A 26,145-nucleotide genomic window follows, 5' to 3' on the forward strand; every position below is an offset into this window, starting at 1 on the left:
CGAAATGAAAGAACCCGAGTACTCGACTCAGATTCTTTTCTTTAACTACTGAAGCCTTTAGAGATTGACACGTGCAACCACTTCTTTGGCTGAGTGATGACCAAGTTTCTCCACAGTCACTGACGCAATCTCAGCTGTATTGGTAAAGGCAACAACAGTGGTCACTTGACGACCTGCCGAACGAATCGCATCAAGGTCAGCTACCACCAAAAGGTCTCCTTGAGCCACACGTTGACCATCAGTGACTTTCGCTGAGAAGGGTTGCCCTTTAAGATCAACCGTATCAAGACCTACATGAATTAAAACTTCTAACCCCGTATCCGTCAACAAACTAAAGGCGTGTTTGCTTGGGAAGATGCTAGTAACCACACCTGCGACTGGGGAGTAGATATTACCACTAATTGGCTCGACAGCAAAACCGTCGCCCATCATTTTTTGCGAAAAGACGGGATCAGCTACCTCTGTGATGGCAAGCACTTCCCCATCAGCAACAGTGACAATACTTTCCTCAATCCCTTTAGCAGACCTGCGAGCTTTGACGGTAGCGTCAGCTTTCTGAACTGCAACCGTAGGAATGTCTGCACCTGATTCTAATAAATCTTGAATATCTGACTTGAGGACATCAGCTTTAGGTCCATAAATCGCTTGAACCCCATTGCCTTTGACAATCAAGCCCATCGCACCTGCTTGCTTCCAAGATTTTTCCGAACCAACTTTATGAGTGTCATTAACACTGACACGTAGTCGAGTCATACAGGCATCAACATCAGCGATATTATCTCTACCACCTAGAAGGTTGATGATCTCAATCACTTGTGAATCGGCGTTTGTAACCTCGCCTTTGCTAGACTTCTCTGAAGCATCTCCGAGCATATCAGCGTCGTAGTTACCGTTACGACCTGCGGTCGCTAGATTCATTTTTTTAATCATAAGGTCTGCAATAAAGTACATGATCACTGCAAATAAGAGAGACACCCAAACAAAGTTGATTAGATCCATACCAAGACCTGCTTTGATACCCATCGGAGTACGGGTCAAGAGTTCAATGTTTCCAAATGAGTGAACACGAAGGTTAACCACATCTGCCATCGCAAAGGCTGCTCCTTGAAGCAGAGCATAAACTAGATAAAGAGGCATCGCAGCAAACATAAACATGTACTCTAATGGCTCTGTAACACCTGTCAGAAAGACTGCAGCACCTGCAGAGAGAAACATAGCCTTGTATTTGGACTTTTTATCTGGATCAACATTACGGTACATGGCAAAGGCAAGCCCCATCAAAATACCACTTGACCCAATCATCTGACCAACTTTAAAGCGAGCTGGCGTTACCGTTTGCATCAAATCCGTGTAGGCTGCGGTATCACCTGCACCTTTAAGATTTATCAAGTCTGTTACCCATGCTAACCATAGAGGATCTTGTCCGAATACTTGACTACCTGCACTGGCACCTGTCATGATATCATAGGTGCCCCCAAGTGCTGTATAGTTCATTGGGATCGTCAACATGTGATGAAGCCCAAATGGCAAGAGTAGACGCTCCAAAGTACCATACAAGAAGGGAGCCAGCACAGGTGCTGTGTCTTGTGATGACGCAATCCATTTACCAAAGCCATTGATACCTGATTGGACAAGGGGCCAAAAAAGAGCCAAGATAATCGCTACAATAGCCGAGCGTAAGATGACCACGAAAGGCACGAAGCGTTTCCCGTTAAAGAAAGTCAAAGCGTCTGGTAGTTTACGATAGTTATAATACTTGTTGAAAGCTGTTGCACCAACAAAACCAGCGATAATACCAACAAATACTCCCATATTAAGAGCAGGGTATTCCAAAACGCTAGTAAAGTAGTCTGCAACCACCATCTTAGTCCCTAAGAAACTGGTCAAGGTTGCCTTAGGATCTGCTAACATGGCACTAGAGACACCATAAAGCCCACCTGTGATACGATTGATCAAGATAAAGGATAGACCTGCCGCAAAAGCACCACCTGCACGCTCTTTTGCCCAACTACCACCGATAGCCAAAGCAAAGAGCAAATGAAGATTACCAATAACGGCCCAGCCAATTTGAGCAACGACGTTACCAATGTTGGCTAGTAGGGGCGAATTAGGATCTATCAGAGCGATAGAATTACCGATACTAACCATCAAACCAGCTGCTGGCATAACCGCGATAACCACCATTAAACATTTGCCGAATTTTTGCCAAAATTCAAAGCTGAAAAACTGTTGCCATTTTTCTTTCATGTGAGTTCTCCTCATTTTTTAGGCCCAATGCCCTTTGATGCTCTTAAACCATCAAAAAGTTTTCGGTGACTGGCTTTAGAAAGATTTAATGATATCTTAAGCATCACTGGATTGATTTTTGATTGTTTTTGAGTTGTTGCAAAACGACGCGAGCGTTTGCACTGTTGTTACCTTTATTATAGCACCTTTTTTCAAAATGTAAAGACGTTTTTTAAAATCAAAACAGCTAATACTCCAGAGGATAATAGCTTGACCTTAGATTTGCTGATGGCATAATTCCGTCGCAAAACTGACTGCTGACAGGGCATACAGCGGTGCCGTCTCAGTCCGCATGATTCGGGGACCAAGGCCACATTTAAGAGCACCTGCAGCCTCCAAAGCCTCAACTTCTTTGGGGGAGATCCCACCTTCAGGGCCAAAGACAAAGAGAATCGTAGCTCCCTTTTGGATATCCTTTAACTCACGCGCCAAGACAGCCATTTCGCCTTCTTTAGCAGATTCTTCATAGGCGATGAAAATCTTATCAAAGTCAACTAAATGCCCTAGAAAGTCAGCTTTTTTCTCAAAAAGCTTAACTTCTGGCACACGATTGCGTTTGGATTGTTCTGCTGCACCCAAGGCGATTTTGGCTAATTTTTCTTCTTTTTTAGCTAATTTTTTGCCATCCCATTTGACCACGGACCAGTCAGCTGGAAAAGCCCAGATGCTCCTTGCTCCCAATTCCGTCGCTTTTTGGGTAACCAAATCAAGCTTATCCCCTTTGGGAAAACCTGATGCTATGGTGACATGGACTGGTAATTCCACATCATCAAGCCATTCCTCGACCAGCTCAAAAGAATGTTCCGAAGCATCCAAAACCTTGGCCAAACGCTTGATACCGTCATCAAAGACCAACACAACCTCGTCATCCTCTGTCAAGCGCATGACGTTAAACATGTGCTTGATGATATCTTTGTCAGTTATGGTAACAGGGTTTTCAGGGGCTCCTTTTATAAAATACTGCTGCATTTAGCCTCCAATCACACCGGAAATATCATCGGTTTTCTTGAAAATACAAGCATTCCACTCACCTTGAATCATATGAGTCTCAAGGAAGAAGCCAGCTTTCTCAGCACTTTCGCGAACCATATCCCACTTGTCAGCGATAATACCAGACATGATGAGATAGCCCTCATCCTTAACCAAGCAATAGGCATCATCCGTCAAGTGAATGAGAATATCCGCTAAGATGTTAGCAACAATGACATCTGCCTCGATGTCCACGCCCTTCAAAAGGTCACCCGCTGCCACATGAATGTTTTCCATATTCGGGTTCATGTCGATATTTTCCTGAGCCACGCGCACCGCCACATCATCCAAATCGTAGGCGAAAATCTCCTTGGCACCAAGAAGCGAACTAGCGATAGAGAGCACACCAGAACCTGTCCCAACGTCCAGCACCGTCTCGCCACCACGAAGCACCTGCTCCAAGGCAAAGAGACTCATCTTAGTCGTTGGGTGAGTTCCCGTTCCAAAAGCCATGCCCGGATCCAGCTTAATGACCTTCTCACCAGAGCTAGCTTCATAGTCCGTCCATGACGGCACAATGGTCAAATAATGGGTGATACGAGCAGGCTCGTAGTATTTCTTCCAGCTGTCAGCCCAGTTTTCCTCGGCTAATTCTTTTAAATCAAGCGAGTAATCGCCAAGTGTCACCCCAGATTCAGCTAGTCTATCAAGACCAGTTTTGAGTTCTTTAGTCACCGCAGCCATATCCATGGTGTCAGGATAATAAGCCGTAATCGCAATCATATCCGACTGCTCCACCTCAGGATAAATCTCGCCGAAGCGGTCCTCCTGACCTATATAATCAGCCGAATCGCTAATCGCAACCCCCTGACTCCCCGTTTCAATAAGGAGGTTAGACACCGCCTCCTCAGCCTCACGGCGAATAGTAATCGTTAATTCATTCCAAGTGTTCATAGGGTTTTCTAAAATCCTCTCAATCATTACTCATTGATTCTTGCGCTAGAGCTACTAAATCTAAAACACCATACCTTTTTGAATACTTTATGGGATAAGTATCATAAACAAAATCTATGAAATCATTCCATGTTAATACCTTAGTTTCATCTATGACCGAATCAACTATTCTTCTCTCCTCGTCAGATAAGTTAAAAACTAACTCCTCCTTTGGATTTTTAGACTTTACTAAATATTTTCTGGTTCCAAAATTTGAAATAGTAGGCTCGATACTTAATTCTGGGTCTTCATCGGCAACATCAAAAACATCAGAAACAAAAGGACCATAATGATCAAAATACCATTCAATATCAGTAATCTGACATTTTCTTTGTAAAGCACTTTTCCAATCAATTAAATATACCATTTTTGTTGTTCTAGTTTTTGATAATTCATCGCTGTATGGGTAGTTTTTTACCAGATATCTTAAAACATCATCAACTCTTTGTGTCATTATTCTACCTCTTCCTAACAATTTTTTTATCCATTAAATCATAAAGCAAGCCAATGTATCGAAGCATATCTTTCCTAAGTAACTCTCTTATTCTCTCTTCTTCTACTGCACGCCTATACTTATCTAGTTTATCGCTCGTTGATTCAATGACCACTACTCCAATCGATGGACAATCAGGCTTTGATACGTTTAAAACATAAAACAATCTCGGTTTCATTGTTAATCCATCAATTTCTGATCGTGTATATCCCACCGCATCTTGTTCAGTATAATATTCTTCTGTACCAACTTCAGAAAGGATTTTTATAAAATCTTCACTATCTCCTTCCCAACACTTTGCAATAAAACCTTTATCTTTTTCATATGACTGACGACCTTTTGAGATATAGCTCGGATTCAGACTATACCTTGATATAATTTCAAAATCAGAATTTTTTTCATTACGATAATAAACGGATATTCTTTCTGAACGTAACAGTTTTAATTCATTTGTCAAAAAAATTAGGAAAGATTTTAAATGATTTTCATTTATTTCATCTGCTATTTCTAATTCACGTTCTAGCTCACTCTGCTCTTTTATTTTTTCTTTTAATTTTTTTATTTTCGTTTGAAAACTTTCAGTCTCTATTGAAATTAAAAACAACTCTAACGTAGACCAAATTACTCCTAAAAAAAGAATTATCCATATATTTTTTATAAACAAAGCTGGGATGATAGTTGCGAATAAATATAATAACGACTTTACTATTATGGTTATTTTTGAAGTTTTCCAATATTCAACAAGAGTCGCTTTGAATTTACTTCGCATTTCTTTTAACATATTCTCAATACCTCGGATACCCGTGCCATTCTTTTTCTTCCAAGTCTGCTCTGCCTTTTTCAAAGGTTTCTTGGTCCCATTTTAAGGAGAATTCAGGGATGCTATCATCTTGGAGGAAGTCCATGAGGTCGCTGAGACCTTCTGCTGTCACCTCATTCAAGGTTTTGGCAAAATAAACCAAAAATTCACGTGACAAACCTTTTTTAGGCTCATAGGGAATAGCTACCAGATAGTCTTCTGGATCAAACTTGCTTTTGGCTGGATTGTAAAAGAGGACAAAATCTTCAAAAACAATATCTTCTTTAGATACTTCTGCCGCATCATCAATGACTTCAACCTCTGCCTGATTTTGCGCCTCTAAAACCACAATCACCTCAACCGCGTGATTCTTCTTATCCCAGTCAATGGCAAAATCCACCTCCAAATGCTTTTCTAACGCTTCCTCTAAAACCGACAAAAACCCAAACTTAGCCATAACTGCCTCACTCGAGAAAGGCATTAAAAACCTTTCTCGTTTCCTTATTTATAGTATAATAATTCTAACATAATTTAGACTAAGGACACTAATAAAAATGATCTTTCATCACCTGATACCATACAAGATACGGACGCTTGGGGAGGGATATTATGCCTGATAACTTAGCCTTACGCATGCGACCACGCAATATCTCTGAAGTCATCGGGCAAGAGCATCTGGTTGGGGAGGGAAAAATCCTCCGCCGTATGGTTGAGGCCAACATGCTCTCCTCCATGATTCTCTACGGCCCTCCTGGAATCGGAAAAACCTCTATTGCGAGTGCTATTGCTGGAACGACAAAGTATGCTTTTCGTACCTTTAATGCCACGGTCGACACCAAAAAACGCCTACAAGAAATCGCTGAAGAAGCCAAGTTTTCAGGCGGACTCGTCCTTCTTCTGGACGAGATTCATCGCCTTGATAAAACCAAGCAAGATTTTCTTCTCCCCCTGTTGGAAAATGGCAATATCATCATGATTGGTGCCACAACGGAGAACCCTTTTTTCTCTGTCACACCCGCCATTCGCTCCCGTGTCCAGATTTTTGAGCTGGAGCCACTGGACAATAACGCTATCAAGTCAGCGATCCAAAGAGCGATTTCTGACAAGGATCGAGGCTTTGCTTTCGATGTGCATTTGGATAGCGCAGCCTTGGACTTCATCGCTACTGCCACTAACGGGGATCTGCGCTCTGCCTATAATTCCCTAGACCTAGCTGTCATGTCAACGCCAGAAGAACCAGATGGTAGCCGTCACATCACCCTAGACACGATTGAGAATAGTTTGCAGCGCAGCTACATTACCATGGACAAGGACGGCGACGGCCACTATGACGTACTGTCTGCCCTCCAGAAATCTATCCGCGGCTCTGATGTCAACGCTAGCCTCCATTATGCGGCGCGACTGATTGAAGCTGGCGATCTGCCGAGTTTGGCGCGTCGTTTGACGGTGATTGCTTACGAGGATATTGGTTTGGCTAATCCTGAAGCTCAAATCCACACCGTGACAGCCTTGGAAGCAGCACAGCGAATTGGGTTTCCCGAAGCTAGAATCTTGATAGCCAACGTCGTTGTTGATTTAGCACTTTCTCCTAAGTCTAATTCAGCCTATGTGGCCATGGACGCTGCCCTAGCTGATCTTCGTACTTCTGGTAATTTACCTATCCCAAGACACCTACGAGATGGACACTATACTGGCAGTAAAGAACTTGGAAATGCTAAAGACTATAAGTACCCTCATGCCTATCCAGAAAAATGGGTTAAGCAACAATACCTCCCAGACAAACTCAAAAATGCCAATTATTTTAATGCCAACGAGACTGGAAAATACGAGCGCGCTCTAGGTGCTAATAAAGACCGAATTGACCGGCTCTCTAACTAAAGCGATAGAAAACGTTTGCATTTTTTGACTTGAAATTTTTAAAAAAAGTGGTATGATAGAGATAGAAATAGCTGTGGTATACGAATTCACATCTAAGTGTTGACCGACTAATTCTTTGTATTTCGGGAGACGAGAGAGTCTTGGCAGCATGCAAGCCGTTTACACGCGGAAGCAGCTAAGTCAAGAACGAGTCACCCACCTGCTTTATTGTGCGGGTTCAATACAAGCCGTGAATCACCGGTACCAATACAGCTTTTTCTATGTTGCCTTCTTAGCTCAGTTGGTAGAGCAGTGGACTCTTAATCCATGGGTCACAGGTTCAAGTCCTGTAGGGGGCATCACATGAAAAAAAAGCCTTTTGGGGCTTTTTATTGTTTCTATAACAACTGCCAACTCTGCCAACCCTAGTAGTGTGATAATCTGGAGAAGTTCTCAGGAGCATTGATGGTACGAAAAACACCTGACAAGCTCTCACAGATAGAGAAGCAGCTAGGTAGTTCTTCTCTGCATAAGCTAGTGATCCTCAGGAAAAATCAATCTAGGTAAAACCAGTCAACGATTTATCGTTGTGATGGTTAAAAATCATAAGTCATTCTTAAAGAGGTTGCAAGACCATGATTTCAAGGAGCAACCTGTCAGCTTTTTAGTATTAACAAAGCTATCCCAAGAAATAGGAAAATGAGAAGGGTTAAGCTATCTTTGGGTTGCCACTTTAATTGACGGTATTTCGTACGCCCATCTCCGCCCTGATACCCTCTTGCTTCCATAGCTGTTGCCAAGGCATCCGCCCGCTTAAAACTTGATGCAAATAAAGGGATTAAAATAGGAATGATGGTCTTAACCTTTTGCACTAAATGCCCTTCTCCAAAGTCAACTCCCCTTGCTCTTTGCGCATTCATGATTCGCGTGGTATCATCCATCAAGGTAGGAACAAAACGCAAGCTGAGAGACAGCATTAAGCCAATTTCGTGTGCCGGTACTTTGATAACGCTCAAAGGCTTCAAGAGCGCCTCCACTGCATCTGCCAAACTTAAGGGCATGGTGGTGAGTGTTAGAATGGTTGACATCAAGATAATCAAGACAAATCTCATAAAAATCAGCAAGGCCTGAGCTAGTCCAAAATCTGTGATCTTAAAAAACCAAAATGAGAATAGGGGATTACCTTGTGTGGTAAAAAAGACTTGAAATAAGGTTGTGAATAAGATAATCCCGATCATCGGCTTGACACCATTGATAAAAAATGAAAGCGGAACCTTGGATAAGATGATTGCCACAATGGTAAAAGCTAACAGGATAAGGTTAGTCACCACATTATTGGCCCAAAAAACCACGATAATAAACAGCATCATCGCTATCAACTTGCTACGAGGGTCCAAACGATGGACAAGAGAATCACCAGGGATATATCGACCTAATAGTAACTTATCCACGTTTTATTTCCTCCAAAAATCCTTCGATCGTAATCGGTAATTGAGACAAGAATAACCCTTTTTGACGCATTTTATGAGCTAATTTTGTGATTTTAGGAACACCGACTTGCTTGGCTTCTAAAAAAGCAAGGTCTTGAAAAAGAGTCGCAGGTTTTGCGTGTGCAACGATGCTGCCCTTTTCTAACAGGTAAACATAGTCGGCATAATCAGCGACATCATCTATCATATGTGTCACCAAAACAATCGTCATGCCAGAACGGTGTAACTCCTTAAATAAGGTCATCAACTCCTTACGACCTCTAGGATCAAGTCCCGCAGTAGGCTCGTCTAAAACCAAAAAATCAGGTTGCATGGCTAAAATCCCAGCAATCGCAACCCGACGCATCTGCCCACCTGACAAATCAAAGGGATTTTGATCAAATAAAGCTTCTGGTATGCCAACCTGCTTGAGGCTTTGACGGGCACGCTCAGTCGCTTCTTCAACTGAAACCCCAAAATTTTGTGGGCCAAAAGCCACATCCTTTAAAACGGTTTCATCAAACAACTGGCTTTCAGGAAATTGAAAAACCAAGCCAACTTTTTGACGTAAAGATTTGATAACCTTAGGCTTAGCAGATGGTGTCATTTTGAAATCATCCACATAAACAGTACCTTTTGTAGGGATGTTCAAACCGTTTAACAACTGCATAATCGTTGACTTGCCAGAGCCTGTATGCCCAATAAAAGCAGTATAAGACCCCCGTTCAATCTTTAAGTCAATATCAAAAAGGGCACGCCCTTCAAAAGGAGTCCCAGCTTGATAGGTATAACTTACCTCTTTGAGAGAAATTCCCATAAGTCCTCTTCCAATTCCGTTTCTGTTTGATATTCTTTTGGCGACCATCCAAGCTCCTGAAGAGATAACTGCAAACGAGAGGTAAATGGTAGGTCTAACCCCAAATCCACCAATTCATGACCTCTTGCAAAGAGCTTTTGCGGGGTTAAAATAGACTCAATCTGACCCGACGCCATCACCATCACCCGATCGCTAAGAGCAACCTCATCCAAATCATGAGTGATGGAAATGATCGTCATGTCAAACTGTTTTCGGATGCTTTCAATCGTGCTTAACAATTCGTGACGTCCTTGTGGGTCAAGCATGCTAGTCGATTCATCAAAAATCAAAATCTTAGGCCTTGTTGCCAGCGCACCAGCAATCGCAACACGTTGTTTTTGACCACCTGAAAGCCTTGCTGGCTCGCGAGTCTTAAAAGCAGTCATTCCCACCAATGCTAAGGCCTCACTAACTCTGACGGTCATTTCTTCTTGACTAATGCCTTTATTTTCAAGACCAAAAGCCACGTCATCCTCGACAGTTGCTCCTACGAACTGATTATCAGGATTCTGAAAGACCATACCAATATCCTGACGAATTTCCCAAACGGATGCTTCTGTTAGCGACTTTCCATTGATGCTGATGTGACCCGATTCTGGGAATAAAAGCCCATCCAATAAGCGGGCAGTGGTTGATTTTCCTGAGCCATTATGTCCGACAATCGAGAGCCACTCACCTGGTTTCACATGAAATGAAATATCCTTTAGGGTGTAGTCGTCTTGATCTTCTTGGTATTTAAAGTATACCTGTGATACATCAATCATAGCATCACCCATCATTTAAAAGTATCTTTAAACAAGAAACGAGCACCTTTGAAGTAATCATAACCTGAATAAAGGGTAAAGAACAAGGCGATGTAAAGCATAAGTGTCCCCAGACCCCTGAAATGACAGAGCAATAAAATAACCGCTAGCATTTGAGTGACTGTCTTGATTTTACCTAGGATAGCTGCCGCTAGAACCTTACCACCCGTTTCAACCAAGAGCAGGCGCAGTCCTGTGACGGCTAATTCACGACAGATGATGATTGCCGTCAACCAAGCGGGTGCCATCTTTAAGCCAACAAGCATGATAAAAGCACTCATCACGAGCATCTTATCTGCCAAGGGGTCAGCAAATTTGCCGAAGTTTGTCACCACATGCCATTTACGAGCCAAATAGCCATCTAAGTAGTCTGTAAGACTAGCTATGGCAAAGATGATCGCAGCAGTGATATGCCCAAACAAACTACTCGACAAAGAGGTCAGCAGTAAAAAGAAAGGAATCATTATCATGCGAAGAACGGTTAATAGATTGGGAATGTTTTCTTTTTTTGTCATTATTTTTACTCGATTGTTAATGTGATATAGCCACTCGTGTTAGGTAACAGTGTCGAAAGATCAAGATCTTGACCATTGACTTTAATGCTGACACCCGACGTATTGCCAAGGGCTATGACGGTTTGGGTAACATCTTCTGCTAAGACAACTCTGGTTACAGGTATTTCTTGGTTCAGGTTAGCACCAGCATCATAGTGGGATTGTGAGACTGAAAACCAGTTACTGACGACACCTTCTGACAGTGTCAGAACCAGATCAACAGGCTTCTTAGCCTTTGTGAGTTGTGCAGTCAGATTGACACCATCTGCTGATGGTGTTACAAAAAGACTTGGTGATTCACTAGAGGGACTTGTAGTAGGGCTATTAACAGCCTTGGATTCAAGCCTTGTGGAGGGCTCATTAACGACAGTTCTTAAAGAGCTTTGCCAAAATATCCAAAGCCCCATTATCCCCAAAATGGCTACAAGCATGACAGGCAACAGACAACCAATCCCCTTACTAGATAGTAGCATCATCCTTGAAAGGCGTCGATGGCTAGTTGGCTTTGTTGTAGCCAGTAAGCGGCTGTAGGTCTTGACTTCCCTAGCTTCTACCAAGGGTTCTAGCTGTTTTGCATGCGTTCTTTCTTGCTTTTCGGCCACGGCGATATGGTAGTGACGTAAAATGTCTTCATGGTCTAAGTCAATAGCCTGGGCATATCTTTTGAGATAGGAAATTTCGTAAGATTTACTCGGTAAAAGCGAGAACTGATCCATTTCCATCGCAAGGAGATAAGACGCTTTGATACCCGTTAGGGCTTCAAGGTCTTCAAGACTCAAATGCTTTAATTCACGACCATCTCTTAGTTGTGTTCCAACTGATTTTTGCATCATTGTCTTACCTCCTCATCTTGTTAACAAATCAAAAATGACTTTTGTTGATTGATCTTGATTATTTTTTATTTATAGTGTATTAGCTATCTATAAGTATATCAAAAAAAAGAGTATTTTCCCATGACTTATTTTGGAAATATCGTAACAGTGGTTGAGGCCATATTTTGAACGAAATGGTCGACAATCTCTCGAATCTCGTCAAGACTGATTTGGCGAATCACATCACCAGTAGCCAAGTAATCTGAATCATCTGCTAAACCAAGTGTTATTTGGCTTGCTAATTGATCAATAGAATCCAAAGATTTGATGAAATCACCATACATCTCCTTTTTCAAGAGCCTTAAATGCTCTTTGGAAAAATCAGGGCTATTAGCGTATTTTTCAAAGACTTGTTTGATTTTTTGACTCATTGCAATCGGCTGATCGGTGTCTACAGTAATGGTGACAAACTTAAAGCCAGACGATATTTCTAGGTTGACATCAAAGGAATAGTCAATCAAGCCGCGATCATACCAATTTTGGTAAGACTTAGCTGTCCAACCCATGGTCATGGCTAAGAAAAGCTGTAAACCTATTTTGTAATACTGCAGTGTATAACCCTCTAAATCCCCTATAACTCTATATCCCAGTCCTAACTTAGACTGCTTGACAGCCATAGTCAAGCGGCTATTTTTTATGACAGGCTCTTGTATCATAGGTGTTGTCGAAACCTTATCTTCTAAATTGATCTTTTCATTTTCGTCAATCAAGTTGACAGCGTTTGAGACTTCCTTGACAGCATTGTCAACATCAAAATCTCCCACAACAACCATGGTCAGTTGATTTAAGGGGTAAAAATGCTGGTATGCCGATTTTAAGTCAGCTAGACTGATTTGTGCAATGCTCGAAGCATTACCTCCAATATCCTCACTCAAAGGAGAGTCAGGATAGAGATTGACTAGGAGAGCTTTATTGAGCTGATAGTCGCTATCATCTTCATACATGAGCAGCTCGTTTTGGATAATGGCACGCTCTTCTTCAAGACTCTCAGGGCTTATGTGAAAGGTCTTGACTAGATTTAACAAGAGATGAATCCCTGTATTGACCTTGTTAACGGTAGTAAAATAATAAACGGTTTGTTGATAGGTTGTAAAGGCATTCGCCTCTGCTCCAATCGCTGTAAAGGCTTCTAAAGCATCCTGCCCATCCGTTAGTTCAAAAAGCTTATGCTCTAAAAAGTGTGCCGTCCCAAGAGGATAGGTCATCTCCTGCTCTCCTACTTTTACCTTATGATGAGTAGAGCCAAAAGGAGTTGAAAGGGAAACCTGAGTCTCATTAAAATCAGGCCTAACCACTAAAAGCAGGCGTAAACCACTGTCAAGTATTACTTCCTCAACAGAGATGTCTATGTTGGGATAGGTATGGTGTTTTCTTTGCAATCCTAAGCATTCCCTTCTAAAATATGGATGACTTGTAATTTTAAGGCTTTCGCAATGCCAATGACAGAATCTTTACTAACCTTGTCAATCTCTGTCAACAAACTGTCAATAGTGTTTTTGCGATCGCAATGATGGCGATGATAGGTCAGTTCAATGAGTTGTTTTGGATAATCTTGAGCTGCTAGCAATTGATTTTTTAAAGTCAGTTTAGCTTGATCCAGCTCACTTTTGGTAAATTGACCTAGGTGTAGTTCTTTGGTCTGCTTTAAAATCAAACGCAAAGCTAAGGTTTTATCAGCTTTTTGGATGCCAGCGTAGATGCTAAACAACTGTGAAAAGGCATCATAGTGGCTACCGATAGCATAAGCTAAACCTTTTTTCTCTCTAACGGTTACGAATAATTTAGACGTTGGCAACTCACCTAGTAAAGCATTGTAAACAGCAACAGAAGCCATGGCTTCATCACCATAGCTAAATGGCATGTAATACCCCAAGGTAAGCACACTTTGTTTGCTATCTTTTGGCACCAAACTTTCAGAAATGATATTGGTGTAAGGCTGCTTATAAGTCAGTGACAAGGTTAGGTGCCTCTCCTTAAAAGGAAAGCTCTTTAAAGTGTCAATAATGACGTCATCTTCAAAATCACCAACGATAAAAATATCAATCAGATCATGATGCAACATCCGCTGAAATTCTTGATAAGCTGTGAAAGCATCTTCTTCTGCCAAGAGTTCTTTGGTTGTCAAGGTTGACAAGGCTTGACAAGGGTCTTTGAAAAAGAGATGTTTAAGGGCTTGGTCCGCTAGGTGAAAGACATCCTCATCCTCTGTATCAATGGCTGCCATCAGGTTGGTTTTTTCCAAATCAAAGCTAGCAGGCTGGTATTGCTCAATCCTTATCAAAGGCTTAAAAAGCATCTCTTTTAATAAGTCGAGTAACTGCTGCAGTAACGAATCTTCCTCAAAACTACAAGCGTCACTAATAACAGAGCAGTCAATATCAAGACAATGCACATGTCCTTTGGTGATGACATTGGTCGATAAACTGGCACCATAGAGACTGGCTAGTTTTTTTCGGAGATCTCGATTAGTGGGGTATTTTTGACAAGCCGTTTCCAGCATTTGAGCGACTAAAACCCTCCTAGCAACATTTTTTTGATCCAAGTAACCACTAAAACGACACTTGATCTGGACTGTTTTGAATGATTTATTTTTAATGAGGTGTACATTGACACCTTTGACAATTTCCATTTAGACTCCTTTTAGAAAGGGTAGTTGCATCAATTATACCATTTTTTATGGTATAATGACTTCAAATAAGATACGGAGATCGCAATGGATTACAAATTATTTGACGACTATATAACCCTACAAGCGCTTTTAAAAGAAATCGGCATCATTCAAAGCGGAGGCGCTATTAAAAGCTATTTAGCAGAACACACTCTCTTAGTTAATGGTCAAGATGAGAAACGTCGTGGTAAAAAGCTACGTATTGGCGATCAGTTAACCTTAGTTGACGAGGGGATGACAATCACGCTAACCCAACCAAGTGACTCAGAAATCGAACAACATCAAATGGACTTGGCTGAAAAAAAACGAGTGGCTGCATTGGCCAAAACAATGAATAAAAACAAGCCAAAAACAGCTAAGCCTTCCAGTTCCAAAGCAGTCAAACAGCCCGTACGTTTTCCAGGGAATTAACTCATGTGGATTGAAAGCCTGACTCTCAACCACTATCGTAACTACCAAGAGGTGGTTGCTCAGTTTTCTAAGAATCTCAATGTCTTTATTGGTCGAAATGCTCAAGGCAAGACTAATTTTTTAGAAGCGATTTATTTTTTAGCCTTAACACGGAGTCATCGTACGCGCTCAGACAAGGAATTGATTGCTTTTAACCAAGACAGCCTTCATCTGTCAGGTCTTGTTCATCGAAAAAACGGTAAAATCCCCTTAGAAATTCATCTCTCAGATAAGGGGCGGGTTACCAAGGTCAACCACCTTAAACAAGACCGACTTTCAAACTACATCGGTCATTTAACCGTGGTTCTCTTTGCCCCTGAAGATTTACAGTTGATTAAAGGCTCACCAAGTTTAAGGCGAAAATTTTTAGACATTGACTTGGGGCAAATCAAAACCATCTATCTATCAGACTTGAGTCAATACAATCATGTTCTCAAACAACGCAATGCTTACTTAAAACAGGCCGAAACCATAGATGACACGTTTTTAACCGTCTTAGATGAGCAATTAGCAGATTTCGGTAGTCGTGTGATGCAACATCGCTATCAGTTTATTCATGATTTAGAGCGTGAGGCTAATAAGCATCATGCAACCATTTCAGAAGGGGTTGAAACACTGGCTATTTGCTATGATGCCTCTATTTCCTTTACAAGTCTGTCAACGTTGCGTCAAGATTTTTTACAGCAACTGTCAACACAGCGTCAACGAGATATTTTCAAAAAAAATACCAGTCTTGGGCCTCATCGTGATGATGTGTCGTTTTTGATCAACCAGATGAAGGCTAACTTTGGGAGTCAAGGTCAGCATCGTAGCCTAATCTTATCGTTAAAAATGGCAGAGATTGAGCTCATCAAGCAGGCAACTGGAGATTACCCTATCTTACTCCTTGACGATGTCATGAGCGAACTTGACAATCATCGTCAATCAAAGCTTTTAGAGGCTGTTTTAAAAGAAAATGTCCAAACATTTATGACAACGACAAGTCTTGACCACCTCAAGCAAATGCCAGATAACATCAACGTTTTCACCATCAATCAAGGCACTATAAAATCAGATTCCTAGATAGGATCTGATTTTTTAATATGATTTAACAACACCAAGTAAGATAGCACCTAGTACAAAAAGAAAGGTCCCAATCGTAATCCATCTGATTTCTTTTTTGGTTTTCTTTTCGGCTAGAAAAACAATACCAGCAATGATGGAGATGACCGCTCCTAGCTGAGAAAAACTAAAGGCGATAGCAAGACCTGCTCTAGCGGCAGCCAAGAGCATAAAAATATTTCCTGTCCCCCACAGTAAACCAACGGCAGCATTTTTCACAACAACTGGCTCAAAGGCGATCTTGCCTTTCATCAAAAGAATGGCTCCTAAGACCATCCCTATTGCCATAGGAAGTAGCACCGCTAAGGCATCAAACTGCATAATATTATTAAATAAAACAGTATAAGAAATATAGCCAATCGTTGAGTAAGTCAAGGCACGAAAACCTTTTGGAAAATCTCTACTTTTGAGTGTTTTAAGCTGGGCATCACTATCTTGCTTGCTTAAAAAGAAAAAGCCAATTAAGAGAATGATAAGAGCTGCTAAGCCTAGTACAAACTGAATTCTTTTCGTCCACTCATGGAAAATCAAAGCCCCAATTAAGCTACCTAAAACCAACTGTGAACCACTGGACAAGGGTTGTGCGACAGAGACTCCCATATACTTCATGGCATGAAATTGACCATTTTGCCCAATAGACCACAATAGCCCTCCGATGATACCGAAAAGCCATAAAGTGCTGGTCATTTCAGGTCGAACAATAAGCCAAGAGACCGCTGCAAATAAAAGAGCACCCAAAGTGAGGCCCAGCGTTTGTTGATGAGCAGTTCCCCCAATTTTAGTTGATGTAAAGCCAATCATTCCCCATGCTACCATAGGAACTAAAGCAAAAAGAATACCTTCCACAATCATTACCTTTCATTTCAAGAGTGAGCAAGCACCGTTAGTGCTTCATTAGTATAACTGAACCCTCAATCCTTCAATACCAGTCAATTGAGACTAAAGCAGATAGAACGAGGATATAGTCATTCTTATGACACTAAAAGAGGCTGGAACAGAAACGTCTAGTTTTTTAGGGTCAACAGCATTCATCACATCAAGTGATTATCATGTCAAAAATAGACTAATCACAATGAGGTCCTACAAGCTATCAGCAGGCCATCCTTTAGCCAAGTTTTATGATGCTTACTGCATAGAGTAGTTTGGTGCTTCATTAGTGATTTGGACATCATGCGGGTGGCTTTCTTTAAGACCAGCACCAGACATTTCAATAAATTGAGCATTTTCACGTAACTCTTTAAGATCAGCCGCTCCGACATAGCCCATGCCCGAGCGAATACCACCAAGCATTTGAAAAACAATGTCAGCAGCTGATCCTTTGTAAGCAACTCGCCCTTCAATACCTTCTGGAACTAACTTATTAGCTTCATTGACAGCACCCTGGAAATAGCGATCACTTGATCCTTTTTTCATGGCAGCAATAGAACCCATACCACGATAGGTTTTAAATTGGCGTCCTTGGAAGATTTCCGTCTCCCCAGGAGCCTCGTCTGTGCCAGCAAACATTGAACCTAGCATAACAGCATGGCCTCCAGCTGCTAAGGCCTTGACAATATCGCCAGAATACTTGATACCGCCATCAGCAATGATGGTTTTGCCGTACTCACGCGCAACGCTTGCAGCATCATAGATCGCTGTGATTTGAGGGACGCCGACACCCGCGATAACACGCGTTGTACAAATAGAACCTGGCCCTATCCCAACTTTTACCACATCAACACCAGCGTCATAAAGGGCACGAGTCCCTTCAGCTGTTGCGATATTACCAGCAATCAGAGTCTTGTCTGGGAAGTGTGCACGAATCTCAGCAATTTTGCGAAGAACGCCAGCGGAATGCCCATGGGCTGTATCAATGACAATAGCGTCTGCACCAGCGTCAAAGAGAGCTTCAGCACGCTCAAAAGTATCAGAAGTCACGCCAACTGCACCAGCAACTAAGAGGCGACCAAAATCATCCTTGGCTGCATTTGGAAATTCAATCACTTTTTCAATGTCTTTTATGGTGATAAGTCCTGATAGACGGCCTTGCTCATCAATCAAGGGTAATTTTTCAATACGATGCTTATGGAGAATTTGCTCTGCTGTAGCTAAATCTGTTCCTACTTCAGCAGTGATGAGATTATCACTGGTCATGTGCTCCGCAATCAAAGCATTATAGTCTGAAATAAAACGCATGTCACGGTTAGTGATAATACCGACTAATCGACGACTATCCATGCTATCAACGATGGGAACGCCACTGATGCGGTAGCGCTGCATGAGGTCTTCTGCCTCATGGATTTTTTGATTCGGTGTTAAGAAGAAAGGATCAATAATCACACCGTTCTCGGACCGCTTTACTTTGCGAACTTCCTCTGCCTGCTCTTGGACAGACATGTTTTTATGAATGACACCAAGACCACCAGCACGGGCAATGGCAATAGCCATCTTGCTATCAGTGACAGTGTCCATGGCTGCTGTGATAATAGGAATATTTAAGGTCAAATTGCTAGCCAACTGTGTTTTTAGATTAACCTCGTTAGGTAGAACATGGCTCTCAGCTGGAATGAGTAGGACATCATCAAAGGTAAATCCTTTTTTCAAAAATTTAGATTCCCAATTTGACATGAAATAGTCTCCTTTTAAATTAGAATTTATTTGTACTATCATAACATGCTGATATATTTTGTCAACAAAAGCTTTCTGATATATTTTAAAGAAAAGATTGACGGGACAAGAAGAGCGTATCAAATATTGCTCTTATCTCCCGTTTAGGGGATTAAAAATAATTGATCCCCATAGCATCTTTGACTTCTGAGAGGGTCTGTCCTGCTACAACGCGTGCTTTTTCACTGCCTTTTTCAAGCATGTCAAAGACTTGACCCATATCTTTAGCAAATTCTAAACGACGCTCACGGATTGGTGATAATTCACGCTCCAAAATGTCCAAAAGATAACGCTTGGTTTTAACATCTCCAAGGCCACCTGCTTGATAGTGTTCTTTCATGGTAGCAATATCCACTTGATCTTCTTTGCGACCAAAGATATCTAAGTAATGGAAGACCATGTTGCCTTCAATCTGACCCGGATCCTCAACACGAATGTGATTTGGATCTGTGTACATGCTCATGACTTTTTGACGGACAGTGTCCATATCATCAGACAGGTAAATGCCATTACCAAGTGATTTAGACATCTTAGCATTACCATCAAGCCCTGGCAAACGACCAGCAGCTTCATTTTCTGGATAGAGACCTTCTGGTTCAACCAAGACATCGCACTTGTAAGTGTGGTTAAAGCTACGGACAATGTCACGTGTCTGCTCAATCATGGGTTTTTGATCATTACCGACCGGTACAAGATTGGCTTTGAAAGCCGTGATATCAGCTGCTTGTGAAATAGGGTAAACCAAAAAACCAGATGGAATAGACTCGCCAAAGCCTTTTTGAGCAATCTCTGTTTTCACTGTAGGATTGCGCTCCAGACGAGCCAATGATACCAAGTTCATGTAGTACATGGTTAATTCAGCTAATTCAGGGATTTGACTTTGGATAAAAATGGTTGATTTTTCAGGATCAAGACCTGCTGATAAGTAATCTAGAGCAACATTTCCTATGGATTCCTTAATCATTTCAGATTCCTTGGCATGGTCAGTCAGAGCCTGTTGGTCAGCCAAGAAAACGAACATGTCATATTGATCTTCATTTTGCAAAAGGACACGATTTTTAAGAGAACCCACATAGTGCCCCAAGTGTAATTTCCCAGTTGGACGATCTCCTGTTAAAATAATTGGTCTAGTCATTTTTTCTCCTTTACAGTTAGTTGACAATGTTGTCAATTTATTTAAAATAGTCTTCTTTGGTAAGGACGTAATGCATCATGGTGACAATACGTTCTGGAACTTTTTTATCAAGCTTAGCATAGGGCTCTTCATGACTGAATCGCATACCGAGATTTTGCATAATTCGACCGGAAGCTGGATTTTCTTTATCATACCGAGCAACTAAACAATTCATATCGAGTTTTTCGAAAAAAATTGTTACAAATGCCTTTGCAGCTTCTGTCATATAACCTTGATTCCAAAAACACTTATTTAGGGTATAACCAAATTCAGCACAACCAACCTCTTCCTTTAGATGATGCATATCCAAGGTTCCGATAAACTGACCTGTCTCTTTTAGCTCAATCCCCCAGCGTCCCAAGGGACTAGCTAGATAGATGCTAGCGATAATATTTTTGGTTTCTTCCAGTGATTGATTGGCCGCAAAAGTCCAACGAACATTTTCTTCATCTGAGGCATAGGAAAACATGTCTTTCGCATCTGCTAAGGTCACTGGACTAAGGAGTAATCTCTCTGTTTCCAGAACTCGGTATCGATCTAACTTTTGATAAATTTTTTCCATTCATTACCCTACTTTTTAACATAAAAAAACTCACGTAGATAAATCTACGTGAGGGCGTTTACTAATGTGACGCGGTACCACCTCAATTAACACAGTTGTGTCATCTCTTACCTTATTAAGAATTAAGAAGCATGATACCATTTGGTTTCATGTGAAACATCAGCCCACTTGATTAAGTTATCCTACTGGTTTACAGCAACCACCAGCTCTCTAAAAAGGATTAAACCTAACTACTTATCTGATACATCAATTCTAAAAAAAACACCTTCAAATGTCAAGGTTTGGCTGAAAAACTTGACGAGTATATGACTTTTCCTCATAATAAAGATGAAGAAAACATAGAAAGAGGGAAACATGAACAGACGTATCATTGACTTTTTGCTAGTCACATTGGGAACTTTTATTGTAGCTATTGGCTTTAACACTATGTTTATTGATAACAATATTGCTTCTGGTGGCATGGTGGGAATAGCTGTTAGCTTAAAAAAATTACTTGGCTGGAATCCTTCAACCTTTTTGCTGTGGAGCAACATTCCCTTGCTAGCCATTTGCTACTTTGGCTTAGGACGCGTTAATTTTTTTAAAACCTTGTATGGTTCTTGGATTTTTCCTGTTTTTATCAAATTAACCGAATGGCTACCGTCTGCGACGTCTAACCCCATGCTGGCTGCTATTTTTGGTGGGATCATCGTCGGTTTTGGTCTGGGTTTAGTGTTCTTAGGCAATTCATCTACTGGTGGAACAGGGATTTTAACACAAGTTCTTCACAAATACAGCCCATTGTCTCTAGCTATCGCTATGACGGTTGTAGATGGTTTTAGTGTTGCTATGGGGTTTTTCGCCTTTGATATTGAAACCGTCATGTACTCGATCATTGGTTTGATGGTGGTTTCTTATACGGTTAACATCATGGAAACAGGCATATCATCTGCACGAAATATGATGATTGTTTCACAAAAACATCTTGATATTCGGAAAATTATTGCCTCAGAGCTTGACAGAGGGGTCACGACCATTCCTATCAAAGGAGGTTATACTGACAAGGACCAGGTCATGTTAATGACAACGATTTCTAGCCATGAGGTGCACCGTTTTGAAAAAGCGATTGAGACGATTGACCCATCGGCTTTTGTCATCATCACCCCAGCAAGCCGTGTGACTGGTCGAGGATTTAGCTTGACAAAGGATTATAAAGTCCCTGAAGAAGATATCATCTTACCAGGCTAATCATTGAAAAAAGCTGACTTTTCTAGTAAAATGAAGTATTATTATAGATAAAATGAGGTAATCACATTGCTTACAGTTTCAGATGTATCACTACGTTTTAGTGATCGCAAACTTTTTGATGATGTTAACATCAAATTTACAGAAGGAAATACTTATGGACTTATCGGTGCCAATGGTGCTGGTAAATCAACCTTTTTAAAAATTCTAGCAGGAGATATTGAGCCATCAACAGGACACATTTCACTTGGTCCGGATGAGCGCCTTTCAGTCCTTCGTCAGAATCACTTTGACTATGAGGATGAACGCGCTATTGATGTTGTTATCATGGGTAACCAAGAGCTCTATGACATCATGAAAGAAAAAGATGCTATCTACATGAAGGAAGATTTTTCTGACGAAGATGGTGTGCGTGCAGCTGAGTTAGAGGGGCAATTTGCAGAACTCGGTGGTTGGGAAGCTGAAGCTGAAGCCTCTCAGTTGCTGCAAAATCTTAACATTTCAGAAGACCTTCACTACCAAAGTATGAGTGAGTTAGCCAACGGTGACAAGGTTAAAGTTCTCTTAGCCAAGGCTCTCTTTGGTAAGCCAGATGTGCTTCTTCTTGATGAACCAACCAATGGTCTTGATATCCAGTCTATCTCATGGCTAGAAGATTTCTTGATTGATTTTGACAATACGGTCATCGTCGTATCCCATGACCGTCACTTCTTGAACAAGGTTTGTACCCACATGGCAGACCTTGACTTTGGTAAAATCAAACTCTTTGTTGGGAACTATGACTTCTGGAAAGAATCATCTGAGTTAGCGGCACGTCTTCAGTCTGATCGTAATGCTAAGGCAGAAGAAAAAATCAAGCAATTACAAGAGTTTGTGGCTCGATTCTCTGCCAACGCTTCAAAGTCTAAGCAAGCAACCTCTCGTAAGAAAATGCTTGATAAGATTGAACTGGAAGAAATTGTTCCATCAAGTCGGAAATACCCTTTCATTAATTTCAAAGCTGAACGTGAAATCGGTAATGACCTCCTAACCGTTGAAAACCTTTCTGTCACCATTGAAGGTGAGAAAGTTTTGGATAATATTAGCTTTATTTTGCGTCCAGGTGACAAGACGGCTCTTATCGGGCAAAATGATATTCAGACAACGGCTCTTATTCGTGCTATCATGGGCGACATTCCTTATGAGGGAACGGTTAAGTGGGGCGTTACAACCAGTCAATCTTATCTACCAAAAGACAACACCAAAGACTTTGACAATAACGAGTCAATCCTTGAATGGTTACGCCAGTTTGCTGCTAAGGAAGAAGATGATAACACCTTCTTGCGTGGTTTCCTTGGTCGGATGCTTTTCTCTGGTGATGAGGTTAACAAGTCTGTCAATGTCCTGTCAGGGGGCGAAAAGGTTCGTGTCATGCTCTCTAAGCTCATGCTTTTAAAATCAAATGTCTTGGTACTTGATGACCCTACCAATCACTTGGACTTGGAGTCTATCTCAAGTCTTAACGATGGTTTAAAAGCCTTTAAGGGCTCTATCATCTTTGCCAGTCATGACCATGAGTTTATTCAAACACTAGCTAACCATATCGTTGTTCTTTCTAAAAATGGCGTTATTGATCGTATCGATGAGACCTACGATGACTTCCTAGCAAACAAGGAGGTTCAAGCCAAGGTTCAGGAACTTTGGAAAGACTAAATCACAAAACTCAGTTGTTCATCAACTGAGTTTTCAACTATACTTTACAATGAGTTTACAAGGTTAATCTATGACTTCTACAGTTAAAAGGGGACTCCCCTATTTTCTAGCATTGCTACTGCCTATCTTAATCATGTTTATGGTTCTACTCACCAACGGTATTTGGTGGGGAAGTGATCGGACGATTTTGGCTAGCGATGGCTTTCATCAATACGCTATTTTTGCACAAAGTCTCAGAAATATTTTGCATGGCTCTGACAGTCTTTTCTACACCTTCACCAGTGGTTTAGGGCTTAATTTTTATGCTCTAATCGGTTATTACCTTGGCTCTTTTTTCTCTCCTTTTCTCTATTTTTTCTCTTTGGAGACAATCCCTGATGCCATCTACCTCTTTACTTTGATGAAATTTGGTTGCTCTGGTTTAACCATGTTTGTCACTTTACGACAGCTTTACAGATCTGTCAACACTGCCTTGAACTTAGCCTTGTCTACTTGCTACGCTTTAATGAGCTTTGCAGTCAGTCAACTCGAAATTAACACTTGGTTAGATGTCTTTATCATAGCACCAATCATTATGTTAGGCTTGCATCTCCTATTGGAAAAACGTCGTTTTCTGGTTTATTACCTTAGCCTAGTCATTCTTTTTAGTCAAAATTACTATTTTGGTTTTATGATGGCCATCTTTTTGGCACTATACACCTTGGTCCAGTTAACAAAAACAAGCAGCTGGCGTAATTGCCTCAAGCAGTTTTTGGATTTTGCCATCGTGTCTAGCCTGTCAGCTTTATCGAGTGCTTTTATGTTGTTGCCAAGCTACTTGGACCTCTCCACCCATGGGGAGCAACTCTCACCAATCACTAACTGGTTCTCCAAAGAGGCTTGGTATCTAGATGTCTTTGCCAAGCATGTCGTAGGAGCCTATGACACAACAAAGTTTGGCTCTCTTCCTATGATATCAGTAGGCCTATTTCCTTTGTTGCTCTGCCTCCTTTTTCTCACTATCAAAAGCATTAACTGGCAAGTAAGGCTAGCCTATGGGTTTTTAGTAATGCTTATGATAGCTGCTTTTTATCTTGAACCCCTAGACTTACTATGGCAGGGCATGCATGCCCCAAATATGTTTTTGCATCGCTACTCTTGGCTCTTATCACTTCTAATTATTACCATGGCAGCCGAAACGCTTAGTCACTGGCAAAGTGTGACTGTAAAAAATACTGCAAGTTTGGTGATTTTAGTCGTTTTCGGTTTTTCAGCGACAGCTTTTTGTCATGATAGATATGATTTTTTGAAAACATCTCAAATAATAATGACCATCTTATTTGTGCTTGCTTATTTGGTCATTCTCATCAATCACCACAACACCAGCCTTCCCAGAGGATTTTTACCAAGTGTGACCTTGTTCTTTACAGTCTTTGAAATCTTTTTAAATGGGGGTTTTCTGGTCAGTAGCCTTGGTTCAGAATGGGTATTTCCCACACGTGAGAGCTATGACAAAGATCGTCGCAGCATTGAGGCTCTGGTCACCTATTCAAAATCTAAAGAAACAGCATTTTACCGAACGGAACGACTGCTCCCCCAAACCGGAAATGATAGCATGAAGTTTCATTATAACGGTATTTCGCAATTTTCATCCATTCGTAATACAGCTTCCAGTCGTTTTCTTGATCGTCTGGGCTTTCAATCCCACGGAACAAATCTTAACCTACGCTATCAAAATAATACCATTATTGCAGACAGTTTGTTGTCGGTAAAGTATAATCTTAGCCCTTTTGAGCCACAAAAATTTGGCTTTACAAAAGCAAAAATTGCCGAAAACTTAGCTCTTTATCAAAATGCTTACGCTCTGCCTTTAGGTATTATGTCAAAGCATCGTTACAAAGATGTCAACTTTACTGCCAACACTCTTGACAATCAAAGCCTCTTTCTGAACCAACTAACAGGACTCTCAGAAACTTATTTTCAACGGCTAGCATACCAAACTAATACTCCCACACAAACCTTATCCAATCGTGTTAGCTTAGAGACAAAGCCCTCAGAAACAGCACAAATAAGCTATCAAATAACTGTCCCTGCTCAACAGCAAGTTTATGTTAGTGTGCCTAATTTGAGCCTTTCTGATGGGCAGCAAAAGGAAGTCATCGTTTCTTATGGTCAAACAAAGCAAATTTTTACAACTGATAATACCTATTCTTTCTTTAATATCGGCTATTTTGAAGAGGCCAAAACCGTTACGGTTGACCTAATTTTTCCTGGTCATAGGGCCGTCAGTTTTGATGTACCTCACTTTTATGGCCTAAACATCCTATCTTATCAAAAAGCCATGACTGACTTAAAACATCAAAAGACGAGTACAAAAACATTTCAGAACACTTTACTAACCACTTATCAAGCTGATGCTAACACCTCTATGATTTACACCCTGCCATTTGATAAAGGCTGGAAGGCTCAAGTTAATGGCAAGCCGACAAAGATTCGCAGCGTCCAAAAAGGAATCATGGCTGTGGATATCCCAAAAGGAAAAGGAACTATCCAACTCACTTTTAGGCCACAAGGGTTAAAAGAAGGACTTGCATTATCTCTGTTAGGTTTGCTTTTATTTCTGGTCTATCGTTATGTGATCATCATTTTCAGATAAAAAGAACTGGGCTTAACGTTAGTATTGATGGATTTTGAGGGT

24 protein-coding genes, 1 tRNA gene and 1 other RNA gene are annotated in these 26,145 nt (G+C 41.1%); 9 read left to right on the forward strand and 17 right to left on the reverse strand.

Translation table 11 applies throughout. The annotated features are described in order from the left end of the window. Nucleotides 1-57: 57 nt before the first annotated feature. The 6 genes from ACMZ6Z_RS00675 to ACMZ6Z_RS00700 form a co-directional block, all read right to left on the reverse strand. Nucleotides 58-2,247, reverse strand: a complete 2,190-nt coding sequence (locus ACMZ6Z_RS00675) for a PTS transporter subunit IIBC (RefSeq protein ID WP_416130739.1) — start codon at nt 2,245-2,247, stop codon at nt 58-60. A 255-nt stretch (nt 2,248-2,502) separates the two neighbouring features. Continuing rightward, on the reverse strand, nt 2,503-3,255 hold the full coding sequence (locus ACMZ6Z_RS00680; protein WP_416130740.1) for a 16S rRNA (uracil(1498)-N(3))-methyltransferase: 753 nt from the start codon (nt 3,253-3,255) through the stop codon (nt 2,503-2,505). Next, complete coding sequence (prmA, locus tag ACMZ6Z_RS00685; protein ID WP_416130741.1) at nt 3,256-4,209, reverse strand: 50S ribosomal protein L11 methyltransferase; 954 nt, start codon at nt 4,207-4,209, stop codon at nt 3,256-3,258. Between the two features lie 19 nt (nt 4,210-4,228). Further along, nucleotides 4,229-4,702 (reverse strand): Panacea domain-containing protein, encoded by a 474-nt coding sequence (locus ACMZ6Z_RS00690; protein WP_416130742.1) that lies wholly within the window; start codon nt 4,700-4,702, stop codon nt 4,229-4,231. A 4-nt stretch (nt 4,703-4,706) separates the two neighbouring features. Then, nucleotides 4,707-5,585, reverse strand: coding sequence for a hypothetical protein (locus tag ACMZ6Z_RS00695; protein WP_416130743.1), 879 nt, complete (start codon nt 5,583-5,585; stop codon nt 4,707-4,709). Next, nucleotides 5,527-5,997 carry a DUF3013 family protein gene (locus ACMZ6Z_RS00700; protein WP_416130744.1) on the reverse strand — a complete coding sequence of 157 codons (471 nt, stop codon included), beginning with the start codon at nt 5,995-5,997 and terminating at the stop codon, nt 5,527-5,529. Before ACMZ6Z_RS00700 ends, ACMZ6Z_RS00695 begins: the two co-directional genes overlap by 59 nt. Nucleotides 5,998-6,149: 152 nt before the next feature. On the opposite strand from ACMZ6Z_RS00700, the gene ACMZ6Z_RS00705 reads away from it, so the two are divergent. The 3 genes from ACMZ6Z_RS00705 (at nt 6,150) to ACMZ6Z_RS00715 (ending at nt 7,756) form a co-directional block, all read left to right on the forward strand. After that, nucleotides 6,150-7,418 carry a replication-associated recombination protein A gene (locus ACMZ6Z_RS00705; RefSeq protein WP_416130745.1) on the forward strand — a complete coding sequence of 423 codons (1,269 nt, stop codon included), beginning with the start codon at nt 6,150-6,152 and terminating at the stop codon, nt 7,416-7,418. A gap of 65 nt (nt 7,419-7,483) precedes the next feature. Then, a non-coding RNA gene (gene ssrS / locus ACMZ6Z_RS00710) (6S RNA) lies at nt 7,484-7,677 on the forward strand. A gap of 6 nt (nt 7,678-7,683) precedes the next feature. Further along, nucleotides 7,684-7,756, forward strand: a tRNA-Lys gene (locus ACMZ6Z_RS00715). Nucleotides 7,757-8,053: 297 nt separating this feature from the next. Here ACMZ6Z_RS00715 and ACMZ6Z_RS00720 read toward each other — a convergent pair. The 7 genes from ACMZ6Z_RS00720 to yfmF all read right to left on the reverse strand — a co-directional run bounded on the left by ACMZ6Z_RS00720 (nt 8,054) and on the right by yfmF (nt 14,580). Next, nucleotides 8,054-8,848, reverse strand: coding sequence for an energy-coupling factor transporter transmembrane component T family protein (locus ACMZ6Z_RS00720; protein WP_416130746.1), 795 nt, complete (start codon nt 8,846-8,848; stop codon nt 8,054-8,056). Then, a complete protein-coding gene (locus ACMZ6Z_RS00725; RefSeq protein ID WP_416130747.1) occupies nt 8,841-9,683 on the reverse strand; it encodes an energy-coupling factor transporter ATPase in 843 nt (280 codons plus the stop codon). Before ACMZ6Z_RS00725 ends, ACMZ6Z_RS00720 begins: the two co-directional genes overlap by 8 nt. Continuing rightward, nucleotides 9,659-10,486: an energy-coupling factor ABC transporter ATP-binding protein gene (locus ACMZ6Z_RS00730; protein WP_416130748.1), complete on the reverse strand. Its 828-nt coding sequence runs from the start codon at nt 10,484-10,486 to the stop codon at nt 9,659-9,661. The genes ACMZ6Z_RS00725 and ACMZ6Z_RS00730 overlap by 25 nt, the downstream gene beginning before the upstream one ends. Before the next feature lie 11 nt (nt 10,487-10,497). Next, nucleotides 10,498-11,040 carry a CDP-diacylglycerol--glycerol-3-phosphate 3-phosphatidyltransferase gene (pgsA, locus tag ACMZ6Z_RS00735; RefSeq protein WP_416130749.1) on the reverse strand — a complete coding sequence of 181 codons (543 nt, stop codon included), beginning with the start codon at nt 11,038-11,040 and terminating at the stop codon, nt 10,498-10,500. A gap of 5 nt (nt 11,041-11,045) precedes the next feature. Further along, a complete protein-coding gene (locus ACMZ6Z_RS00740; RefSeq protein WP_416130750.1) occupies nt 11,046-11,912 on the reverse strand; it encodes a helix-turn-helix domain-containing protein in 867 nt (288 codons plus the stop codon). A 125-nt stretch (nt 11,913-12,037) separates the two neighbouring features. Beyond that, on the reverse strand, nt 12,038-13,330 hold the full coding sequence (gene yfmH / locus ACMZ6Z_RS00745; protein ID WP_416130751.1) for an EF-P 5-aminopentanol modification-associated protein YfmH: 1,293 nt from the start codon (nt 13,328-13,330) through the stop codon (nt 12,038-12,040). Between the two features lie 2 nt (nt 13,331-13,332). Further along, complete coding sequence (gene yfmF / locus ACMZ6Z_RS00750; RefSeq protein ID WP_416130752.1) at nt 13,333-14,580, reverse strand: EF-P 5-aminopentanol modification-associated protein YfmF; 1,248 nt, start codon at nt 14,578-14,580, stop codon at nt 13,333-13,335. A gap of 84 nt (nt 14,581-14,664) precedes the next feature. Here yfmF and yaaA point away from each other — a divergent pair, with 84 nt between their 5' ends. Both yaaA and recF read left to right on the forward strand, forming a co-directional pair. Further along, complete coding sequence (gene yaaA, locus ACMZ6Z_RS00755; RefSeq protein ID WP_416130753.1) at nt 14,665-15,030, forward strand: S4 domain-containing protein YaaA; 366 nt, start codon at nt 14,665-14,667, stop codon at nt 15,028-15,030. A gap of 3 nt (nt 15,031-15,033) precedes the next feature. Continuing rightward, entirely contained in the window at nt 15,034-16,131 is a 1,098-nt protein-coding gene (gene recF / locus ACMZ6Z_RS00760; protein ID WP_416130754.1) for a DNA replication/repair protein RecF, read from the forward strand. A gap of 15 nt (nt 16,132-16,146) precedes the next feature. Here the strand turns inward: recF and ACMZ6Z_RS00765 are convergent, their stop codons facing one another. After that, entirely contained in the window at nt 16,147-17,016 is an 870-nt protein-coding gene (locus ACMZ6Z_RS00765) for a GRP family sugar transporter (protein WP_416130755.1), read from the reverse strand. Between the two features lie 127 nt (nt 17,017-17,143). On the opposite strand from ACMZ6Z_RS00765, the gene ACMZ6Z_RS00770 reads away from it, so the two are divergent. After that, nucleotides 17,144-17,311 carry a hypothetical protein gene (locus ACMZ6Z_RS00770; protein WP_416130756.1) on the forward strand — a complete coding sequence of 56 codons (168 nt, stop codon included), beginning with the start codon at nt 17,144-17,146 and terminating at the stop codon, nt 17,309-17,311. Here ACMZ6Z_RS00770 and guaB read toward each other — a convergent pair. The 3 genes from guaB to ACMZ6Z_RS00785 all read right to left on the reverse strand — a co-directional run bounded on the left by guaB (nt 17,296) and on the right by ACMZ6Z_RS00785 (nt 20,552). Continuing rightward, nucleotides 17,296-18,777 (reverse strand): IMP dehydrogenase, encoded by a 1,482-nt coding sequence (gene guaB / locus ACMZ6Z_RS00775; protein WP_416130757.1) that lies wholly within the window; start codon nt 18,775-18,777, stop codon nt 17,296-17,298. The genes ACMZ6Z_RS00770 and guaB overlap by 16 nt on opposite strands. A 151-nt stretch (nt 18,778-18,928) precedes the next feature. After that, nucleotides 18,929-19,951: a tryptophan--tRNA ligase gene (gene trpS / locus ACMZ6Z_RS00780; RefSeq protein ID WP_416130758.1), complete on the reverse strand. Its 1,023-nt coding sequence runs from the start codon at nt 19,949-19,951 to the stop codon at nt 18,929-18,931. Nucleotides 19,952-19,988: 37 nt separating this feature from the next. Further along, entirely contained in the window at nt 19,989-20,552 is a 564-nt protein-coding gene (locus ACMZ6Z_RS00785; RefSeq protein WP_416130759.1) for a GNAT family N-acetyltransferase, read from the reverse strand. Nucleotides 20,553-20,906: 354 nt separating this feature from the next. Between ACMZ6Z_RS00785 and ACMZ6Z_RS00790 the strand changes: the two genes are divergently transcribed. The 3 genes from ACMZ6Z_RS00790 to ACMZ6Z_RS00800 all read left to right on the forward strand — a co-directional run bounded on the left by ACMZ6Z_RS00790 (nt 20,907) and on the right by ACMZ6Z_RS00800 (nt 26,103). Further along, a complete protein-coding gene (locus tag ACMZ6Z_RS00790) occupies nt 20,907-21,779 on the forward strand; it encodes a YitT family protein (protein WP_416130760.1) in 873 nt (290 codons plus the stop codon). A 66-nt stretch (nt 21,780-21,845) separates the two neighbouring features. Beyond that, nucleotides 21,846-23,468, forward strand: a complete 1,623-nt coding sequence (locus ACMZ6Z_RS00795; protein ID WP_416130761.1) for an ABC-F family ATP-binding cassette domain-containing protein — start codon at nt 21,846-21,848, stop codon at nt 23,466-23,468. 70 nt (nt 23,469-23,538) lie between these two features. Then, nucleotides 23,539-26,103, forward strand: a complete 2,565-nt coding sequence (locus ACMZ6Z_RS00800) for a YfhO family protein (protein WP_416130762.1) — start codon at nt 23,539-23,541, stop codon at nt 26,101-26,103. Nucleotides 26,104-26,145: the final 42 nt, after the last annotated feature.

The sequence above is a fragment of the Streptococcus pluranimalium genome (assembly GCF_047785705.1).
GTDB classification, from domain to species: Bacteria; Bacillota; Bacilli; order Lactobacillales; family Streptococcaceae; genus Streptococcus; species Streptococcus pluranimalium_A.

Bases quoted from the DNA above. Each gene is read 5' to 3' on its own strand.
- ACMZ6Z_RS00740 (WP_416130750.1), bottom strand. From the start codon at position 11,912: ATGATGCAAAAATCAGTTGGAACACAACTAAGAGATGGTCGTGAATTA.
- ACMZ6Z_RS00705 (WP_416130745.1), top strand. From the start codon at position 6,150: ATGCCTGATAACTTAGCCTTACGCATGCGACCACGCAATATCTCTGAA.
- guaB (WP_416130757.1), bottom strand. From the start codon at position 18,777: ATGTCAAATTGGGAATCTAAATTTTTGAAAAAAGGATTTACCTTTGAT.
- ACMZ6Z_RS00725 (WP_416130747.1), bottom strand. From the start codon at position 9,683: ATGGGAATTTCTCTCAAAGAGGTAAGTTATACCTATCAAGCTGGGACT.
- trpS (WP_416130758.1), bottom strand. From the start codon at position 19,951: ATGACTAGACCAATTATTTTAACAGGAGATCGTCCAACTGGGAAATTA.
- ACMZ6Z_RS00700 (WP_416130744.1), bottom strand. From the start codon at position 5,997: ATGGCTAAGTTTGGGTTTTTGTCGGTTTTAGAGGAAGCGTTAGAAAAG.
- pgsA (WP_416130749.1), bottom strand. From the start codon at position 11,040: ATGACAAAAAAAGAAAACATTCCCAATCTATTAACCGTTCTTCGCATG.
- ACMZ6Z_RS00800 (WP_416130762.1), top strand. From the start codon at position 23,539: ATGACTTCTACAGTTAAAAGGGGACTCCCCTATTTTCTAGCATTGCTA.
- ACMZ6Z_RS00680 (WP_416130740.1), bottom strand. From the start codon at position 3,255: ATGCAGCAGTATTTTATAAAAGGAGCCCCTGAAAACCCTGTTACCATA.
- ACMZ6Z_RS00690 (WP_416130742.1), bottom strand. From the start codon at position 4,702: ATGACACAAAGAGTTGATGATGTTTTAAGATATCTGGTAAAAAACTAC.
- ACMZ6Z_RS00770 (WP_416130756.1), top strand. From the start codon at position 17,144: ATGACACTAAAAGAGGCTGGAACAGAAACGTCTAGTTTTTTAGGGTCA.
- yaaA (WP_416130753.1), top strand. From the start codon at position 14,665: ATGGATTACAAATTATTTGACGACTATATAACCCTACAAGCGCTTTTA.
- ACMZ6Z_RS00785 (WP_416130759.1), bottom strand. From the start codon at position 20,552: ATGGAAAAAATTTATCAAAAGTTAGATCGATACCGAGTTCTGGAAACA.
- ACMZ6Z_RS00675 (WP_416130739.1), bottom strand. From the start codon at position 2,247: ATGAAAGAAAAATGGCAACAGTTTTTCAGCTTTGAATTTTGGCAAAAA.
- prmA (WP_416130741.1), bottom strand. From the start codon at position 4,209: ATGAACACTTGGAATGAATTAACGATTACTATTCGCCGTGAGGCTGAG.
- recF (WP_416130754.1), top strand. From the start codon at position 15,034: ATGTGGATTGAAAGCCTGACTCTCAACCACTATCGTAACTACCAAGAG.
- ACMZ6Z_RS00790 (WP_416130760.1), top strand. From the start codon at position 20,907: ATGAACAGACGTATCATTGACTTTTTGCTAGTCACATTGGGAACTTTT.
- yfmF (WP_416130752.1), bottom strand. From the start codon at position 14,580: ATGGAAATTGTCAAAGGTGTCAATGTACACCTCATTAAAAATAAATCA.
- ACMZ6Z_RS00730 (WP_416130748.1), bottom strand. From the start codon at position 10,486: ATGATTGATGTATCACAGGTATACTTTAAATACCAAGAAGATCAAGAC.